Source organism: Sphingomonas changnyeongensis, assembly GCF_009913435.1.
Classification (GTDB): domain Bacteria; phylum Pseudomonadota; class Alphaproteobacteria; order Sphingomonadales; family Sphingomonadaceae; genus Sphingomonas_B; species Sphingomonas_B changnyeongensis.
On sequence record NZ_CP047895.1, the window covers coordinates 1,673,782 to 1,691,859 of the forward strand.

The 18,078-nt window shown below is 69.8% G+C and carries 15 protein-coding genes, 1 other RNA gene and 2 pseudogenes; 14 read left to right on the top strand and 4 right to left on the bottom strand.

The window, feature by feature from the left end; all coding sequences use genetic code 11:
- Nucleotides 1–14: 14 nt before the first annotated feature.
- Nucleotides 15–971 carry an RluA family pseudouridine synthase gene (locus tag GVO57_RS08275; protein ID WP_160593907.1) on the bottom strand — a complete coding sequence of 319 codons (957 nt, stop codon included), beginning with the start codon at nt 969–971 and terminating at the stop codon, nt 15–17.
- Between the two features lie 19 nt (nt 972–990).
- On the opposite strand from GVO57_RS08275, the gene GVO57_RS08280 reads away from it, so the two are divergent.
- The 11 genes and pseudogenes from GVO57_RS08280 (at nt 991) to GVO57_RS08330 (ending at nt 11,719) form a co-directional block, all read left to right on the top strand.
- Complete coding sequence (locus tag GVO57_RS08280; RefSeq protein ID WP_160592749.1) at nt 991–1,431, top strand: M67 family metallopeptidase; 441 nt, start codon at nt 991–993, stop codon at nt 1,429–1,431.
- Between the two features lie 80 nt (nt 1,432–1,511).
- Nucleotides 1,512–2,165 (top strand): histidine phosphotransferase family protein, encoded by a 654-nt coding sequence (locus GVO57_RS08285; RefSeq protein ID WP_160592750.1) that lies wholly within the window; start codon nt 1,512–1,514, stop codon nt 2,163–2,165.
- 76 nt (nt 2,166–2,241) lie between these two features.
- A pseudogene (locus GVO57_RS08290) lies at nt 2,242–4,597 on the top strand (chemotaxis protein CheA).
- Nucleotides 4,598–4,668: 71 nt separating this feature from the next.
- Nucleotides 4,669–5,031 (top strand): annotated as a pseudogene (locus GVO57_RS15610) (chemotaxis protein CheW); the annotation flags it as partial.
- A gap of 334 nt (nt 5,032–5,365) precedes the next feature.
- Nucleotides 5,366–5,731 carry a response regulator gene (locus tag GVO57_RS08300; protein WP_160592752.1) on the top strand — a complete coding sequence of 122 codons (366 nt, stop codon included), beginning with the start codon at nt 5,366–5,368 and terminating at the stop codon, nt 5,729–5,731.
- A gap of 10 nt (nt 5,732–5,741) precedes the next feature.
- A complete protein-coding gene (gene cheB, locus GVO57_RS08305) occupies nt 5,742–6,872 on the top strand; it encodes a chemotaxis-specific protein-glutamate methyltransferase CheB (protein WP_233281300.1) in 1,131 nt (376 codons plus the stop codon).
- Nucleotides 6,869–7,705 (top strand): CheR family methyltransferase, encoded by an 837-nt coding sequence (locus GVO57_RS08310; RefSeq protein ID WP_201752608.1) that lies wholly within the window; start codon nt 6,869–6,871, stop codon nt 7,703–7,705. The genes cheB and GVO57_RS08310 overlap by 4 nt, the downstream gene beginning before the upstream one ends.
- Nucleotides 7,706–8,044: 339 nt before the next feature.
- A complete protein-coding gene (locus GVO57_RS08315; RefSeq protein ID WP_233281301.1) occupies nt 8,045–8,698 on the top strand; it encodes a DMT family transporter in 654 nt (217 codons plus the stop codon).
- Nucleotides 8,699–8,792: 94 nt separating this feature from the next.
- The gene (locus GVO57_RS08320) at nt 8,793–9,425 is read left to right on the top strand and encodes an N-acetylmuramoyl-L-alanine amidase (RefSeq protein ID WP_233281557.1); all 633 of its coding nucleotides are present in this window, start codon (nt 8,793–8,795) and stop codon (nt 9,423–9,425) included.
- A 97-nt stretch (nt 9,426–9,522) separates the two neighbouring features.
- An RNA gene (rnpB, locus tag GVO57_RS08325) (RNase P RNA component class A) lies at nt 9,523–9,924 on the top strand.
- A 196-nt stretch (nt 9,925–10,120) separates the two neighbouring features.
- Complete coding sequence (locus GVO57_RS08330) at nt 10,121–11,719, top strand: phosphoenolpyruvate carboxykinase (RefSeq protein ID WP_160593910.1); 1,599 nt, start codon at nt 10,121–10,123, stop codon at nt 11,717–11,719.
- Nucleotides 11,720–11,749: 30 nt separating this feature from the next.
- Here GVO57_RS08330 and GVO57_RS08335 read toward each other — a convergent pair whose 3' ends face one another.
- The gene (locus tag GVO57_RS08335) at nt 11,750–12,310 is read right to left on the bottom strand and encodes a GNAT family N-acetyltransferase (RefSeq protein ID WP_160592754.1); all 561 of its coding nucleotides are present in this window, start codon (nt 12,308–12,310) and stop codon (nt 11,750–11,752) included.
- 201 nt (nt 12,311–12,511) lie between these two features.
- Between GVO57_RS08335 and GVO57_RS08340 the strand changes: the two genes are divergently transcribed.
- Nucleotides 12,512–13,162, top strand: coding sequence for a PEPxxWA-CTERM sorting domain-containing protein (locus GVO57_RS08340; RefSeq protein WP_160592755.1), 651 nt, complete (start codon nt 12,512–12,514; stop codon nt 13,160–13,162).
- Between the two features lie 159 nt (nt 13,163–13,321).
- A complete protein-coding gene (locus GVO57_RS08345) occupies nt 13,322–14,347 on the top strand; it encodes an aspartate-semialdehyde dehydrogenase (protein WP_160592756.1) in 1,026 nt (341 codons plus the stop codon).
- Between the two features lie 46 nt (nt 14,348–14,393).
- Here the strand turns inward: GVO57_RS08345 and GVO57_RS08350 are convergent, their stop codons facing one another.
- Nucleotides 14,394–15,809, bottom strand: a complete 1,416-nt coding sequence (locus GVO57_RS08350; RefSeq protein WP_160592757.1) for a methyl-accepting chemotaxis protein — start codon at nt 15,807–15,809, stop codon at nt 14,394–14,396.
- Nucleotides 15,810–15,997: 188 nt separating this feature from the next.
- Nucleotides 15,998–16,753: a RadC family protein gene (gene radC / locus GVO57_RS08355; protein ID WP_233281302.1), complete on the bottom strand. Its 756-nt coding sequence runs from the start codon at nt 16,751–16,753 to the stop codon at nt 15,998–16,000.
- A 122-nt stretch (nt 16,754–16,875) separates the two neighbouring features.
- On the opposite strand from radC, the gene GVO57_RS08360 reads away from it, so the two are divergent.
- Nucleotides 16,876–18,063 (top strand): intermembrane phospholipid transport protein YdbH family protein, encoded by a 1,188-nt coding sequence (locus tag GVO57_RS08360; RefSeq protein WP_160592758.1) that lies wholly within the window; start codon nt 16,876–16,878, stop codon nt 18,061–18,063.
- Nucleotides 18,064–18,078: the final 15 nt, after the last annotated feature.

Below are 18,078 nucleotides of genomic sequence, written 5' to 3' on the forward strand. Positions count from 1 at the left end.
AAGACTTGATACATTTATATACGCAGCTGACTGAACAACAGCTGCATGTCATCGGGCATTTCGCTGTCAAAAGCCATCTCTGCCCGCGTGATCGGATGGACAAAGCCGAGCCGCGCGGCGTGCAGCGCCTGCCGTTTGAAGTCCAACGCCTTCAGCACCGCGCGGTGCCCCGGTCGCACCCGGCCATAGACCGGATCGCCGAGCAGCCCATGGCCGAGCGAGGCCATGTGCACGCGCACCTGATGGGTGCGCCCGGTTTCCAGCCGGCATTCGACCAGCGCCGAGTCGCGCAGCGGCGTGACCATCCGGTAATGGGTGACCGCGCGCTTGCCGCGCCCAGCCGTGACGATCGCCACCTTTTTCCGGTCGCTGTCCGACCGCGCGAGCGGCGCATCGACCGTGCCCGAGGCCGGGCTGGGCAGGCCCGCGACAATCGCCAGATAGCGCCGGTCGATGCTGTGATCGGCAAACTGGCGCGCCAGCCCTTCATGTGCGCGGTCGGTCTTGGCCGCGACGATCAGGCCCGATGTGTCCTTGTCGATCCGGTGAACGATGCCCGGCCGCGCCACCCCGCCAATGCCCGACAGCTGGCCCGCGCAGTGATGCAGCAGCGCATTGACCAAAGTGCCGTCGGGATTGCCGGCGGCGGGATGGACGACCATGCCCGCCGGCTTGTCGATCACGATCAGATGCTCATCCTCGAACGCGATCACGAGATTGAGATCCTGGGCGACATTATGCGCCGGTTCGGGATCGGGCACGCCCAGCGCGAACCGGGCGCCCGCCACCGCGCGCACCGCCGGATCGCGCCACGCCCGGCCATCGTCGCCGGTCACCCGGCCCGATGCGATCAGCGTCTTGATGCGCTCGCGCGACAGGATCGGCACCGCCGCGGCCAGCGCCCGGTCGAGCCGCCAGCCATCGGCTTCGGCGCTGATCGTCGCCGCGATTATGGAAACCCCCGCGTCCATCGGATAGGCGAAGTTGGTCATGACGGTGATGATTTCAAGGGCGGCGCTGGCGGCGGCCCGCGCCCATGCGGCGGCGACGCCGGGGCGCGAGGCGTGCGGCCTGTTGCTGGGCGTGACGGGCGTGGACGGCGGCCTGCGCATCGACACGGCGCAGCCCTGCGCCAATGTCGCGGCCGATCCGGCGATCATGTTCGAAATCGATCCCGCCGCGCTGATCGCCGCCCACCGCGCCGCGCGAAATGGCGGCCCGGCGGTCATCGGCTGCTATCATTCCCACCCCAGCGGCCCCGCCCGACCGTCGGCGCGCGATGCCGCCATGGCGGCGGGCGACGGGCAGATCTGGCTGATCCTCCCCGGCGACGATGCCGGTGGCGGGGCGGGCGGGGAGGCGGGCGTGCCGGGCGCGTGGCGCGCGCTGCCGGGCGGATTCGCGCCGGTTGTGCTCATCCCGTTCGATTGACCCTGGCCGGGCGCAGCGCGGCTTGCATCACGCCCGCCGCTTCGCCAGAAGGACGCCGATCTTTGCAACCGGGACGCCTCATGACTGCCAGCGCCGTCGATTTCGCCAGCCTGTTGTGCTCGCGCCTCTGCCATGACCTGCTCAGCCCGGTCGGGGCGCTCAACAACGGGCTGGAGCTGCTGGCCGATGAGCATGATCCCGACATGCGGGCGCGCTGCCTTGATCTGCTCAATGAAAGCGCGCGCGCTTCGGCCAACAAGCTCAAATTCTTCCGCCTCGCCTTTGGCGCCGCCGGCGGGTTCGGCGAAAGCGTCGCCGCGCGTGAGGCGCGGGCGGCGATCGAGGGGCTGTTCGGCCCCGGCGGGCGGGTCGAGCTGGGCTGGATGGTCGAGGCCGAGGCGCTGAGCAAGACGGCGATCAAGGTGCTGCTCAACCTCGCGCTGATCGCCGGTGACGCGCTGGTGCGCGGCGGCCGGCTCGATGTCGGCGCGGAAGTGGGCGGCGACACGACCGAAATCGTCGTCCGCGCCGAAGGGCCGCGCCTCGTGCTCGACAGCGAGCTGCGCGACGCGCTGCAGGGGCGGACCGACGAGGCCGCGCTCACCCCGCGCGCCGCCGCCGCCTGGCTGGTCCATCAGCTGGTTGCCGGCACCGGCGGGCAGGTGCTCGTCTCCGCGCCCGAAGAGCCGTTCGTCATGTTCGGGGCGACGCTTCACCACGCGCCCGCGGCCTGACGGCTGCGGGTGCCGGTCCTAACCCGGCCTTAACCATCGCCCTGTCACAAGGCCCCGACCGGACCGGATGGGGCTGATGGACGATCTGCTGAGCGAGTTCATCGCGGAAACACGCGAGACGCTGGAGGCGCTGTCGGGCGAGATCATCGCCTGGGAGGCCGATCCGCAGGATCGCGCGCGCCTGGATGCGGTGTTCCGCTTTGTTCACACGGTGAAGGGCAGCTGCGGCTTTCTGGAACTGCCCCGGCTCGAACGGCTGAGCCATGCCGCCGAGGATGTGCTGTCGGCGCTGCGCGCGGGCACGCGCGGCGGCGATGCCGCGCTGGTCACCGCCGTGCTCGCCGTCATCGACCGCATCGGCGAGCATGTCGACGCGCTCGAGGCCGGAACCAGCCTGTCGGAAGACGAGGATGACCAGCTGGTCGCCGCCCTTGCCGACGCCGGGCGCGGCGCGCAGCCGGCGGCCCAGGCGGTCAGCATGAACCAGGCCTCGCGGGCGGCGATGCGCAGCATCCGCGTGCCGCTCGACCTGCTCGACCGGATCATGAGCGGCGTGTCCGACATGGTGCTGGCGCGCAATGAACTGTCGCGGCGGCTGCGCGATCTGGACGCGGAAGGCGAGCTGGGCGGCGCGTTCGAGCGTCTGTCGGCCTGCATCGCCGACATGCGCGACGCGGTGACGCGCACGCGGATGCAGCGGATCGAAAAACTGTTTTCGGCCTTGCCCCGGCTGGTGCGCGACACCGCCGCCGAGCTGGGCAAGCCCGTCGACCTCGAAATCGACGGCGGCGATGTCGAGCTTGACCGCGAGATGATCGAGCTGATCCGCGATCCGCTGACGCATATGGTCAGAAACGCCATCGATCATGGCCTTGAGCCGCCGACCGAACGCCGCCGGCGCGGCAAGCCGCCGGTCGGGCGGCTGTCGATCAGCGCCCGCCAGTCGGGCAATCAGATCGTGATCGAAGTGGCCGATGACGGCAACGGGATCGACGAGGCGCGGATCGTCGCCAAGGCGGTGGCCGCCGGCATCGTGACGCCCGAGGCGGCCGAGCAGATGAGCGCGCCCGAGCGGCTGGCGCTGGTCTTTTCCCCCGGCCTGTCGACGGCCGAGCAGGTCACCGCCCTGTCGGGCCGGGGCGTCGGCATGGACGTGGTCAAATCGAACATCGAACGGATCGGCGGGTCGATCGAGCTCGACAACCGGCCGCGCGCCGGGCTGCGCGCGGTGATCCGCGTGCCGCTGACCCTGACGATCATCGCCACGCTCACCGTGTCGGCGGGCGGCCAGAGCTTCGCCATCCCGCGCGTCGCCATCGACGAGATCGTCCGCGCGTCGAGCGGGATGATCCGCATCGATTCGCTCGGCAATGCCGGCATCGTCACCATCCGCGGGCGGGCGATGCCGCTCGTCCATCTCGAACAGGTGCTGGGCATGGGCCGGGTGGACGCGGCCGATGGGCGCACCCTCGTCGTCATCCGCGCGGGTGCCGGCTGCGTCTATGCGCTGTGCGTCGAGGCCGTGCACGACCATGAGGAACTGGTGATCAAGCCGGCCTCGCCGCCGATTGCGGCAACCGGCGTCTATGCCGGCAAGTCGCTGCCCGACAGCGGCGTGCCGATGCTGCTGCTCGACATGGCGGGCATCGCCGCGCGCGCCGGGGTGGCGGCCGAAGATGCCGCCGCCGCCCTGCCGGTCGCCGAGGCCGAAGAGGCGGACAATCATGTGTCGAGCCTGTTGTTCCGCGACCTGGACGGGCGGGTGCGGGCGATCCGCCTGGCGGTCGTCGAACGGGTCGAGGATGTGCCCGTCGACCAGATCCGCTTCACCGCCGGCCGGATGCGCGTCGCGATCGGCGACCGGCTGCTGCCGCTCGCCGGGCTGGACGCCGCGCCGGCGGGCGATGCGGTCAAGCTGCTGCGCCTGCATGACGGCGCGCGCGACCTTGCCTATGCGATCGACGATGTGATCGACATTGTCCGCCTGCCGCCCGACTGCCATGCCGCCGGCGCGCCGGGGCCGGTGGCTGGCGTCGTGCTGGCGGGGGTGACCAGATCGAGCTGCTCGATCCCTTCTGGCTGTTCGCCGCTGCCGAGGCCGATGTGCCGCCGCTGCGCCGTCCGGTCTGTCTGTTGCCCGACCGCGAGGATCTGTGGACGCGCGAAATCCTGCGCCCGCTGGTCGAGGCGGCGGGCTACCGCGTCGCCTTCCGGGGGGAGACCCCGGCCGAGGAGGCGGCGGTCATCATCGCGCTTGAAGACGGTGCCGACGAGGCGGGAGGCCATGACGGCGAACGGCAGGAGGGGCGGGGGGCGCCCCGGTCGTCCGGCTGACGCCCGACCGGCAGCGCGCGGGCGGCGACCGCATCTATCGTTACGACCGGGTCGCGCTGCTCGCGGCCATCGAACGCATCGCGGCGGAGCGGGGCTGATGGACAATCTCTATCTGATCGCGACCATCGCCGACCAGCCGGTCGCCATCCGCGCCGCGCTGGTCGAATCGGTGGTCGATATCGACCATATCGCGCCGGTGCCGCTTGCCCCGCCGCACATTGCCGGGCTGGCCCCGCTGCGCTCGCGCGTGCTGACCATCATCTGCTGCGAACGCGCGCTCGGCCTGCCGCCGACGCCGGCGCGGCGGTCGCGGATCGTCGTCGTCAATGTCGATGGCCATCATTACGGGCTGCGCGTCGGCACGATCGAGGATGCGCGCGTGATCGAAGACGCGCCGGCCCCGATCCGCGCCCGGCTGGACGCCGGCTGGGCGCGCGTCGCGCTCGGCATGCTCGATTTCGGCGGCGAGGCGCTGCTGCTCGTCGATCCGCAAGCGCTGGTCGCCGGCCCCGACGAGGCGCTCGCCGCCTGACGGGGCGCTGGTTGCGCGGCTCGTTTGTGCTGCGCCTTGCGGCGCAGGGGCGTGTTGTTTGTTGCGCGCCTTGTGGCGCGTGGGCGGCACCGGGAGTTGTTTGTTTGGGAAGAACGGCACCAGCCCGCTCCCCCACCCGGCCACCCATATGATACTGCCGTTGGGTGGCCGGGTGGGGGAGCGGGCTGGTGCCGCCCCCGCGCCGCAAGGCGCGCAACAACCAACCGCACCGCAAACAGCCCCACCCGCCCTCGACCAGAGCCCGGCCTTAACCATGTCCTTACCTTCAGCCGCCTAGGGTGTGCACTGGGACAGAACCAGTCGAGTTGCCGTCATGAAGACCTGCCTTGTCGTTGATGATTCCAAGGTGATCCGCAAGGTTGCGCGGCACATTCTCGAAACGCTCGACTTTCAGGTGTCCGAGGCCGGCGACGGGCGCGACGCGCTCGACCAGTGCCAGGCGGCGACGCCCGATGTCGTCCTGCTCGACTGGAACATGCCGGTGATGACCGGGATGGAGTTTTTGAAGGCGCTGGGCGAGGTCGATCTGCCCCGGCGGCCCAAAGTGGTGTTCTGCACGACCGAAAGCGGCATCGGCCATATCAAGGCGGCGATCGAGGCGGGTGCGGACGAATATGTGATGAAGCCGTTCGACCGCGACACGCTGGCGTCCAAGCTGCAGATCGTCGGCCTCGCCTGACCCGCGCGCCGTGTCCCCGTCTCCGCTGACCGAGGCACCGCCGCACCGGGCCGGGGCCGGTCCCGTTTCATTGCCGCCCATCCGCCTGCTGATCGTCGATGATTCGGCGGTCGCGCGCGCGGTGTTCGCGCGCATGGTCGGCAGCCGCCCGGAGTTCGAGATTGCCGCCACCGTGGCGAGCGCGGCTGCCGCGCTCGATTTCCTGGCCGGTGCGCGGGTCGACATCATCCTGCTCGACATCGAAATGCCGGGGCAGGACGGGCTGACCGCGCTGCCCGCGATCCTCGCCGCCAGCGCCGGGGCGCGCGTGCTGATCGTCTCGTCATCGGCAGAGCAGGGCGCGGTGGCGACGATCCGGGCGCTGACGCTGGGGGCGGCCGACACGCTCGCCAAGCCGGGGGCGAGCGCCTTTGGCGGCCGCTTTGCCGATGTGCTGGCCGAAAAGCTGCTGCGGCTGGGCCGCGCCGCCCATGCGCCCTGCGTCCGCCCGGCGGCGGACGCAGGGGGTGACGGCGCGGGGGCGGAAGCCGTTGCCGCCAGATTGCGCCCGCTGGCCGAAGGGCCGATCGACTGTCTGGCGGTCGGCGCATCGACGGGCGGGCTGCATGCCCTGTCCGAGCTGCTCGGCGCGCTGCCGACGGGCTTTGCCGCGCCAATCCTGATCACCCAGCATCTGCCGCCGGCGTTCATGAGCTTCTTTGCCGCCCAGATCGCCGAAATGGCCCGCCGCCCGGCAGAGGTGGCGCGGCCGGGCGCGCGCATCCTCTCCGGCCGCTGCTATGTCGCGCCGGGCATCGGCCATCTGGGGGTGGAGACGGTGGGCGGCGCGGTCCGCATCCGCATCACTGATGAACGCGTGGCGAGTGGCTGCATGCCCTCGGTCGATCCGATGTTCATGTCGGTCGCCGAGATTTACGGGCCGCGCGCGCTGGGCGTGGTGCTGAGCGGCATGGGCCGCGACGGCGCGCTGGGTGCGGCGCGGCTGGCCGACAGCGGCGCCAGCGTCGTCGCGCAGACCCGCGACACCTCGGTGGTCTGGGGCATGCCGGGCGCGGTGGTGTCGGCGGGGCTGGCAAGCGCCGTCCTGCCGCCGCGCCAGATTGCCGAGCTGATCGCCCGCCGCCACCGGGCCGCGGCATGATCGCCGACAAGCCGTCTTTGGCCTATCTGGCCAGCCTGCTCGAGCAGCGCACCGGCCAGCAGATCGGGCCGAACCGGCTGTGGCGGATCGAAACCGTGCTCAAGGCGATGATCCGCGCCCAGGGCATCGCCTCGCTCGGCGATCTGGTCGCCCGGCTCCGCGCCGGGGCCGAACCGGCGCTGGTCGATGCCGTGCTGTCGGCGCTTTTGAACCACGAAACCTATTTCTTCCGCGACACCGCAGCCTTCAAGCTGATCGAAACCGGCGTGCTCGACCAGCTGCGCGAGGCGCGCGGCGCCGACCGGCGGATCGCGATCTGGTCGGCCGGCTGCTCGACGGGCCAGGAGGCCTATTCGCTGGCGATGATCTTCGCCAACGATCCCGCGCGCTGGCAGGGCTGGACCGTCGATATCCAGGCCAGCGACGTGTCGGCGGCGGCGGTCGAACGGGCGCGCACCGGCAGCTACAGCCAGTTCGAGATCCAGCGCGGCCTGCCGATCACCTCGATGCTGCGCTGGTTCGATCAGGATGGCGAGACGTGGCGGGTGGGCCGTGCGCTTGCCGGCCGGGTGCGGTTCAAGCGCCACCATCTGCTCGACGATCCGGCGCCGGGGCGGTTCGACCTGATCCTGTGCCGCAATGTCATGCTCTATTTCAACGCCGAGCGGCGGCGGCGCGCCTTTGACCGGCTGGCCGATGCGCTCGCGCCCGACGGCTATCTGATGCTGGGCGCGGGCGAGACGGTGATCGGCCAGACCGACCGGTTCGGATCCGATCCCGAATTGCGCGGGCTTTACCGCCCGGCAGCGCTGATCCGGCGTCAGGCGGCCTGACCGCCGGTCGGGCGGCAATCCCGTCGCAATCCGGCCATTGGTGCGCGACGCGCTTGCGCCCGCCGCCTCACCCGTTACAGCGCCCGGCATGGCCGCCACCCTTTCCCGCCTCGGGCCGCGCGATCTGATGGTCGTGCTGGTGATGAACCTGCTCTGGGGGCTGAACATCGTTGCGGTCAAAATGGCCGTCGATGCGGTCGAGCCGCTGACCGCCGCGTTCATCCGCCAGCTGATCGTGCTGCTGGTGTGCGGCAGCTGGATCCGCATCGTGCCGGGGCGGATGCCGGCGCTGCTCGGCCTCGGCGTCCTGACCGGGGGCTGTTCTTCATCGCCATCAACATGTCGCTGGCGGTGGCGACCAATGTGGGCGCGCTCGCGATTGCCGGCCAGCTGGGCGTGCCGTTTTCGATGCTGCTGGCGGTCATCGTGCTCAAGGAACGCATCCACCGCTACCGGATCGCCGGGGTCGCGCTGTCGCTCGCCGGTGTCGGCATCCTGCTGTTCGATCCGCGCGCGGCAAATGAGGTGCCGGGCATCGCGCTGACCGCGCTCGCCAGCCTGATCTGGGCGTTCGCCTCGCTGATCCAGCGCGGCCTGACCGGCGTCAATGTGCTGACCATGTATGGCTGGATCGGCCTGATCGGGGCCGCGGTGCTCGGCCCGGTCGCCTGGGTGTTCGAGCCGGCGGCGATGCGCGCGATCCCCGCTCTGCCGCTGGCCAGCATCGGCTGGATTGCCTTTTCCGCCATCGGATCGACGATCATGGGCCATGGCTCGATGGCGTGGCTGCTCCAGCGCCACCCGATTGCGGTGGTCATGCCGCTCACCCTGGCGACGCCGGTGATTTCGGTGGCGGCAGCGGCGCTGTTCTTTGCCACGCCCTTGACGCCGATGATGATTTTGGGCGGGGTGGTGGCGCTGACCGGGGTGGCGATCGTGACGCTCCGGTCGGCGCGCGTTCAGGATGGCGAGGCTCGCAGCGGCAAAAGCTGACACAGGCCGAAACGCCGGGCTTGAAGGAGGAAGGGTGAGGGAGATCATCGACACGCCGTCGCCCAACTGGGATGAGCGCCGCCTGCCGGTGAGCATGATCGTCCTGCACTATACGGGCATGGCGGATGCCGCCTCCGCCATCGCCCGGCTGGCCGACCCGGAGGCCAAGGTGTCGTGCCATTATCTGGTGACCGAGGACGGGCAGGTGGTGCGGATGGTCGGCGAAGACAAGCGCGCCTGGCATGCCGGCCTGTCGCACTGGCGCGGCGTGACCGACATCAACTCCGCCTCGATCGGGATCGAGATCGTCAATCCGGGGCATGAGTTCGGCTATCGTCCCTTCCCCGATGCGCAGATCGAGGCGCTGATCCCGCTCGTCGCCGATGTGAAGGACCGGCACGGCATCACCCGCGGCAATATCGTCGGGCATTCGGACATCGCGCCGGCGCGCAAGCAGGATCCGGGCGAGCTGTTCCCCTGGGGGCGGCTGGCGCGGCTGCGGCTCGCGCTGCCGCGGCCGACGCGCAACCTGATGGATCCGGGCTGGAGCGATGGCGGCTTTCTGCTCGCGCTCGAACGCTTCGGCTATGACGTGACGGACGCGCTGGCGGCGGTCGTCGCGTTCCAGCGCCGGTTCCGCCCCGAACTGATCGACGGCACGATCGACGCCGAATGCCGCGCCATCCTGCTCGCGCTGCTGTTGCCCCGCCCGCAGGGCGACGATTGAGGCATCCGCAGGGCGACGATTGAGGCATCCGCAGGGCGACGATTGAGGCGCGACAAGATGCGTGACGCGCCGGCGCCCCGGCGCTAAGGGGGCCGGGCCAGAGGGTCGGGCGATCGCGTCGCCGCGCAAGCGGTGCCGAGGAAAGTCCGGGCTCCACGGAACAGCGGTGCCGGGTAACGCCCGGCGGTTTCCGGCCAGCGGCCGGGGATCAGGGACAGTGCAACAGAGAGCAGACAAGCGACCGCTTCGGCGACGCGAGGGTGAAAGGGTGCGGTAAGAGCGCACCGCGGCCCCGGCAACGGGGACGGCATTGCAAACCCCACCGGGAGCAAGACCGAATAGGGGCGGCGCGCGGGGCAACCCGCAGGGCCTTGTTCCGGCCCAGTCGCCCGGGTTGGTTGCTGGAGGCCGTCAGCAATGGCGGCCCGAGAGGAATGATCGCCCAGTCCCGGACCCGTTCCGGGATGGACAGAACCCGGCTTACAGACCCTCTGGCAGATTTTTCGGCAGTCGAGGCGACGGCACCCGCTGCATTTTTCCTTGTGTCAGAACCATCTGCATTATGTTTTGGGTCATCTGTCCCGGATAGGACCAATCCGCCCTGCGCCATTTGACTCAGGGCGCGGGGGTGGATATGCGGCCTGCATTCGAATGCACGCGCGCGTGCGCCGAGGATCTTTTGCTGGAGGGTGTCCGTGTCCAATCATGTGCCTGATTTCACGCTTGCCGATCAGGGAATCGACACCGGGGCGACGCTCCACTGGAATCTCGGCACCGCGCCGCTCGTCGAGCAGGCGGTGCGCCGCGGCGAGGGCGTGCTCGCCAAGGACGGGCCGCTGGTCGTCAAGACCGGCAAGCACACCGGCCGTTCGGCCAATGACAAGTTCATCGTCCGCGATGCCGAAACCGACGCGACCGTGTGGTGGGGCAAGACCAACAAGGCGATGAGCCCGGAGCATTTCGCCGCGCTCAAGGCCGATTTCCTTGCCCATCTGGGCACCAAGGACACGCTGTTCGTCCAGGATCTCTATGGCGGATCGCAGCCCGAGCACCGGGTGAATGTGCGCGTCATCAACGAGTTTGCGTGGCACAATCTGTTCATCCGCACGCTGCTGGTGCGCCCCGACCGCGCCGCGCTTGCCGGGTTCGTGCCCGAATATACGATCATCGACCTGCCGAGCTTCCAGGCCGATCCGGCCCGGCATGGCTGCCGTTCGGAAACGGTGATCGCCGTCAGCTTCACCGAAAAGCTGATCCTGATCGGCGGCACCGCCTATGCCGGCGAAATGAAGAAGTCGGTGTTCGGCATCCTCAATTATCTGCTGCCGGCCAAGGGCGTGATGCCGATGCACTGCTCGGCCAATATCGGCCCGGAAGGCGATACGGCGATCTTCTTCGGCCTGTCGGGCACCGGCAAGACGACGCTGTCGGCCGATGCCAGCCGCACGCTGATCGGCGATGACGAACATGGCTGGTCGGACACTGCCGTGTTCAACTTCGAAGGCGGCTGCTACGCCAAGATGATCCGCCTCTCGCCCGAGGCGGAGCCGGAAATCTTCGCGACCACCAAGCGCTTCGGCACCGTGCTTGAGAATGTCGTGATCGATCCCGACACGCGCGAACTGGATTTCGACGACAACAGCCTCGCGGAAAACAGCCGCGGCGCCTATCCGATCGAGTTCATTCCCAATGCGTCGCGCGACAATCTGGGCCCGGTGCCGCGCAACATGATCTTCCTGACCGCCGATGCCTATGGCGTGCTGCCGCCGATCGCGCGGCTGACCCCGGATCAGGCGATGTACCACTTCCTGTCCGGCTATACCGCGCGCGTCGCGGGGACCGAGATCGGCGTGACCGAGCCGGATGCGACCTTCTCGACCTGTTTCGGCGCGCCGTTCATGCCGCGCCATCCCAGCGTCTATGGCAATCTGCTGAAGGAGCGGATCGCGCGCGGCAATGTCGATTGCTGGCTGGTCAACACCGGCTGGACCGGCGGCAAATATGGCGTCGGCCGGCGCATGCCGATCAAGGCGACGCGCGCGCTGCTCAACGCCGCGCTGGACGGCTCGCTCGCCAATGCCGAGTTCCGCACCGATCCGTTCTTCGGCTTCCAGGTGCCGGTGGCGGTGCCGGGCGTGGACAGCGCGATCCTCGATCCGCGCGCGACCTGGCCCGATGCCGCCGAATATGACGCGACGGCGCGCAAGCTCGTCCAGCAGTTCATCGACAATTTCGCGCAGTTCGCGGACCATGTCGATGAGGGCGTCCGGCAGAGCGCCCCGCGCGCGGCCTGACGCCGCCATGCGCGGCCCGGGCGGGGGTGGTTATCCCGCGTCCGGGCCGGGTGCGGCCAGTTCCAGATAGACGCTGTCGCACCATTCGTCGCCCAGCCTGAGCGTGCGGCTGGCGCGGCCCGTTTCGACAAATCCCAGCCGCGCCAGCAGGCGCAGCGATGCCGTGTTGCGCGGATCGACATCGGCGGTGATGCGCGGCAGCCGGTGCACGGCAAAGGCGCGGTCGATCACCGCCGCCACGGCTTCGCCGGCCAGCCCCTGACCCCAGCGATCCGGGTGCAGGATGAAGCCGATTTCGGGAAAGCGCCACAGCCCGGCCTTGCCGATCGCCGTGCCGCGATGCGTGATGATCCAGTCCTCGCCCTCGCCGGCGGGCGCGTCGATCATCGCCTGCAGCCAGTCGCGCGTCTCGTCGAGCGCGCGGTGGGGCAGGGTCGCCCAGTAACGCATCGCCCGCGCATCGCTCAGCACCGCGTGCAAAGGCTCCAGATCCTCCATCGTGGCGGGACGCAGCGTCAGGCGCGCGGTGCGGATCACGGGCGGGGCGGAGGGGGCCGATATGGGCGGCGGGGCGGCGCGAAACTCGGTCATGGTCTGGGCGGAGCGGATGGCGAGTGCTCCAGCATGGCCTGGCCGCCGACCGGCGTCAAATCCGCGCCCTGTCCGGCACCATCGCCGCGGGTGAAAAACAAAAGCTTAGGAAATGGTTAACCATCCTGTCTCGAACCGCATCTAAGCCCGGCTGCGCGGCACCGCCCGTCGGTGCCGCCTGTCAGTCAAGGGGTATGGTTCATGATCAAGCATGTTTTCGCCGCCGCGCTCGCGGCCTCGGCGCTGGCCGCGCCGGCGGCTGCCGGGACCATCGTTCCGGTCGGCGTTTCCGCCAGCGACACCTTCGCCTTTTTCGGCCAGTATCGCGCGGTCAACCTGATCAACGGCAGCGGGCTGACCGGTGGCACCCATGATGCCGGCTTTGCCAATATGTGGATGACCAATCTGGGCGTGAACCAGGCGTCGGTCACCTTCGATCTGGGCGATGTCTATGCGCTCAGCGGCGTCAGCATCTGGAACTATAACTTCGGCAACCCGGCCGAGTTCATGTCGACCATCCTGCGCGGGGTGAAGGATTTCAGCATCTTCGTGTCGCGCGACGGCGGCAGCTATGCCCGCGCGCTCGATGCGCGGCTGGCGCTCGGCACCGGCCAGGCGCTCGCCGCCCAGGATTTCGCGCTGGCGGGCGAGGCGCGCTTCGTGCGGCTCGACATCCTGTCCAACCATGCCCAGGGCACCTATGCCGAGCGTGACTGGGCGAGCGGCCTGTCGGAAGTGCGCTTCTCGGGCAATGCGGTGCCCGAGCCCGCGACCTGGGCGATGATGGTCGCCGGGTTCGGCCTTGCCGGGTTCGGCCTGCGCCGCCGCCAGGCGCGGATCGTGTTCGCCTGATCCGGAGAGTGCCGGGGGCGGGCGGGGTGCCGCCCCCGGCTTTCAGGCGCTGAAGAAAATCTTGGCCCGCCGGACGCGCGCGAGCCCGGTTGCGCGCCCGCCCGGCGCTGGACAGGCCCGCGCCCGCCCGCTAGGCGCCACCCCTTGAGGAGGCGCTTCATGGGTTATCGGGTGGTGGTTGCGGGCGCGACCGGCAATGTCGGCCGCGAGATGCTGAACATCCTGGCGGAACGCGAATTCCCGATCAGCGATCTGGCCGCGCTCGCATCGTCGCGCAGCCAGGGCGAAGAGGTCGAGCTGGGCGATACCGGGCGCACGGTCAAGGTCCAGAATATCGAGCATTTCGACCCCACCGGCTGGGACATCGCGCTGTTCGCCATCGGGTCGGACGCCACGCGCATCCACGCGCCGCGCTTTGCTGCTGCCGGCTGCACGGTGATCGACAATTCCTCGCTCTACCGGATGGAGCCGGACGTCCCGCTGATCGTGCCGGAGGTCAATCCCGACGCCATCGACGGCTACAAGGCGCGCAACATCATCGCCAATCCGAACTGCTCGACCGCGCAGATGGTGGTGGCGCTGAAGCCGCTGCATGATTTCGCGACGATCCGGCGGGTGGTGGTGTCGACCTACCAGTCGGTGTCGGGTGCGGGCAAGCAGGGCATGGACGAGCTGTTCGAGCAGAGCCGCAACATCTTTGTCGGCGACCCGGCCGAGCCGAAGAAGTTCACCAAGCAGATCGCCTTCAACGTCATCCCCCATATCGACAGCTTCCTCGACGACGGGTCGACCAAGGAAGAATGGAAGATGGTGGTCGAGACCAAGAAGATCCTCGATCCCAAGGTGAAGGTCGTCGCCACCTGCGTGCGCGTGCCGGTGTTCGTCGGCCATTCCGAGGCGATCCATATCGAGTTCGAAAACGACATTTCGGCCGCCGACGCACAGCGCCTGCTGCGCGAGGCACCGGGGATCATGCTCGTCGATAAGCGCGAGGATGGCGGCTATGTGACGCCGATCGAATGCGTGGGCGAGTTCGCGACCTATGTCAGCCGCGTGCGCGAGGATCCGACCGTCGAGAATGGCATCGCGCTGTGGTGCGTGTCCGACAATCTGCGCAAGGGCGCGGCGCTCAACGCCGTGCAGATCGCCGAACTGCTCGGCCGCCGGCACCTGAAAAAGGGCTGACGCCGCCCGGCCGGCATCCCCTGCGGGACACCGGCCGGCCCTGCTGTCAGAAACCGCTCCATGCCGCCTCGGCGGCGTGGGGGACGGGGCGGGCGTTCCGGCCGCCGCTGCCGGCCCCGGCCCGGGCCGGCGGGTCGGCAACCAGCCGCAGCGCAGGTGAACGCTGGCCGTGCCGCGGCCCGCTGCGCTCACCGCCGCGCTCGCCACCGATTTCGAACGCCGCCGCACGGTCGGCGAGCACGCCGGCCTCGCCCATCAATGTGTTGGCGGCGGCCGATGTCTGTTCGACCATCGCCGCCGTCTGCTGGGTCGACTGGTCCATCGAGCCGATCGCCGCGTTGATCTGGGTGATCGCGGCCGACTGGGCCGCATTGTCGCGCGCGATGTCGGCCAGCAGCGCATGAACGGTGCCGACATCGTCGGCGATCGCGGCGAGCGCGGTGTCGACCCGCTCGACCGCGCCGACCGCCGTGCCGATATCAGTCTGGGTCAGGGTCAGCTGGTCGCGCGCGCGCTTGGCTTCTTCCTCGGCGCGCATGGCCAGCGCGGAGACGAGATCGGCGACGACGGCAAAGCCGCGCCCCGCCTCGCCCGCGCGGCCCGCCTCGACCGCCGCGTTCATCGCCAGAACGCGCGTCTGGAACGCGATCTTGTCCAGCCCCTCGATCACGCTGTCGATGCCCTTGGCGCTGTCCGACACCCGCTCCATCGCCGTCACCGCCTCGTTCGCGGTCGTGCGCCCCGCCGATACGGTCACGCGCGTCTGGTCGGCCCGGTCGACCGTGCGCCCGGCCGCGGCCGAGACTTCGCCCAGCCGTTCGTTCATCTGCGCGATGGCGGCGGCGGTTTCCTCGATGCTGGCGGCATTGGCCTCGGTTCGCCGGGCAAGGTCGCCGGCGGCGCTCGCAATCTCGCCCGATCCGCCCATGATCGTGCGGCTGCTTTCGCTCAGCGCCGCCAGCAGCGCCTGAAGCGTCTCCGCCATGTCGTTGAAATCAGTCTTCAGCTGGGAATAAGCGGCGGGAACGTCGGCATCGATGCGCATGGTCAGGTCGCCCTGGCGCAGTGTCGCGAGCGCGGTGCCGAAGATCCCCGTCACCAGCGCCTGTTCCTCGGCCCGGCTGGACAGCTGCGCGCGCGCCGTGTCGCGGAACACGAACATCGCGCGGGTCATCCGGCCGACACAGTCGGTGAAATCGGTATGGGCGATGGGGCTGTCCAGATCACCGGCGGCCAGCCCCTCCATGCGGACCACGGTCGTCACATAGGGGCGCGCGATCGCCTCGCGGCACAGATGGGCGACACTGGCGGCCGCAAGCGTCGCCACCGCCCCGACGGCCGCCATGACCCACGCACCGGTCAGCAGCGCGGCCAATGCCGGCAGCGCTGTCAGCGCGACCATCACGCCAAAGGCGATCAGCAGCTTCTGCCGGATCGGCGCATGTGCGGTGAACCAATGCATATGATCCTCCTCAGTCGGCATATTTCCGGCCAATGATTTGGATCGTTCCACGCGATTGATGGTAAAGAACGATGACAGCCATTGGCGTGTATCATTCATATCTAGGAACGCCGGCCGCCGGGGGTGATCATTCAGCGGATAAAAGAAAGTTAACGCCCGCGCCGGTGGCGGGGGCACCGACATTGCCGTCAGATCAGGCCCATCGACCTGAGGCTGCTATGGCCGTTCGATCCGATGATCAGATGGTCGTGCACGGTGATGTCGAGCCGCCGGCCCGCCTCGACAATGTCGCGGGTGACGGCGATGTCCTGCTTGCTGGGCGCAGGGTCGCCGCTCGGGTGGTTGTGGACGAGGATCAACCCCGATGCCGACAGGTCGAGCGCGCGGCGAATGACTTCGCGCGTGTAGATCGCCGCTTCGTTCGTCGATCCGGTGCTCATCACCTCATCGCGGATCAGCATGTTCTTGGCATTGAGGAACAGCACGCGCACCCGTTCGACCGGGATATGGGCAAGATCGGCGTGGAGATAATCGAGCAGGGCCGCCCAGCTGTTGATCACCGGCCGGGCGCGCACTTCGGCCGACAGCATGCGCAGCGCTGCCGCCTGCACCAGCTTCAGCGCGCTGATCGCCGATTCGCCAAGGCCGGTGCGGCCGATCGCCTCGGGATCGGCGGCGAGCAGCCCGCCAATGCCGCCAAACTCCGCGATCAGCCGCTTCGCCAGCGGCTTGGTGTCGCGGCGCGGGATGGCGAGGGCGAGCAGATATTCGATCAGTTCATGGTCGAGCAGCGCGTCCGGCCCGCCGCGCAGCAGCCGCTGGCGCAGCCGCGCGCGGTGGCCTGCCGTGCCGCCCGGATCCTGCACCGCGTCCGCAGCCCCGTCCGCACCGGAGGTTCCTCCATGCGCCGCAGCCACGTCACCATCCATCCCGTTATCCGCCATGGCCCAAGGCTTATGCCGCCGATCCGGGCTTCGCAATCGGCGTCCGGCCCCGCTATGCTGGCGGGGATGAACGTCACGGTCCTTTCTTGACCAGCCCGTCCCGGCGCCCCGCGCGGGCGGCGATGCTGGGCGCGACCGGCATCGTCGCGGCGCTTGCCGCCCTGTGGCTGGCCCGCGCGCCGATTGCCGAGCGGGCGATCGAGCGGGCGCTGACCGCGCGCGGCATCCCGGCGCGCTACACCATCACCCGGATTGGTCTCAGGACGCAGCGGATCGAAAATCTGGTGATCGGCGATCCCGCGCGGCCCGACCTGTCGGCCCGCTGGGTCGAGATCGATCTGATGCCCCGGCTGGGCGCGCCGCGTATCGCCGCCATCCGGGCCGGGGGCGTCAGGCTCAGCGCGCGCTGGGCCGATGGGCGGCTGGATATCGGCGCGCTCGACCGGCTGGGGACGGAGGGGACGGGCAGGGCGGCGCTGCCTGATTTCGACCTGCAGCTGGCCGACGCCATCGCCGATCTGGCGACACCCGCCGGCCCGGTGCGCATCGCGCTCGCCGGGCGTGGGCGGATGAATGACGGTTTTGCTGGCCGGGTCGCGTTGGCTGCGCCGACGCTGCAGGTCGATCCCTGCCGGGTGACCGGGCTGTCCGGGCGGCTGGCCATCACCGTTCGGGGCGGGCGGCCGGCGCTGACCGGGCCGGTCAGGGCGGCGGGGATCGATTGCGGCGCAGCCCGGCTGGCCCGGCCCGATGCGGCGGTTGAGCTTGGTCTGTCATCGGGCTTCGACAGCTGGCGTGCCAGCGCTCAGCTGGCGACGGCAGCGGCGGCGGTGCCGGGGGCGCAACTGGCGGCGGACGGGCTGCGCGCGACGATCGGCCTATCGGGCCGGGGTGCGAGCGCAGGCGGGCAGGTGGTGCTGGCCGCGCTTGGCGTCACCGCACCGGGGCTGACAATCGAGCGGGCGGAGACTGCCGGCACACTCGATCTGCGCGCCGACGGGGCATGGCGGCTGTCGGGCCGGGCCGGGGCGCGCGGCCTCGCCGCCGCGGGGGGCGTGCCGCGGCTTCAGGCACCGGGCACCCCGGCGGCGGCGCTGATTGCCGGGGCCGACCGGCTGGTGCAGCAGGCGGCGCGGGGCACGGACGTTGCCGCCACACTGGCGGCCGCCGGGTCCGGCGGGCGCGGCGCGCTCACCATCGACACGGTCGAGGCGCGGGCCGGCGGCGCGCGGCTACGGCTGGCGGGGGCGAGGGCGTCAGGCTGGTCTGGCCGGCGCTCAACCTGCAGACCGATGGCCAGATCGACCTGACGGCACCCGGCCTGC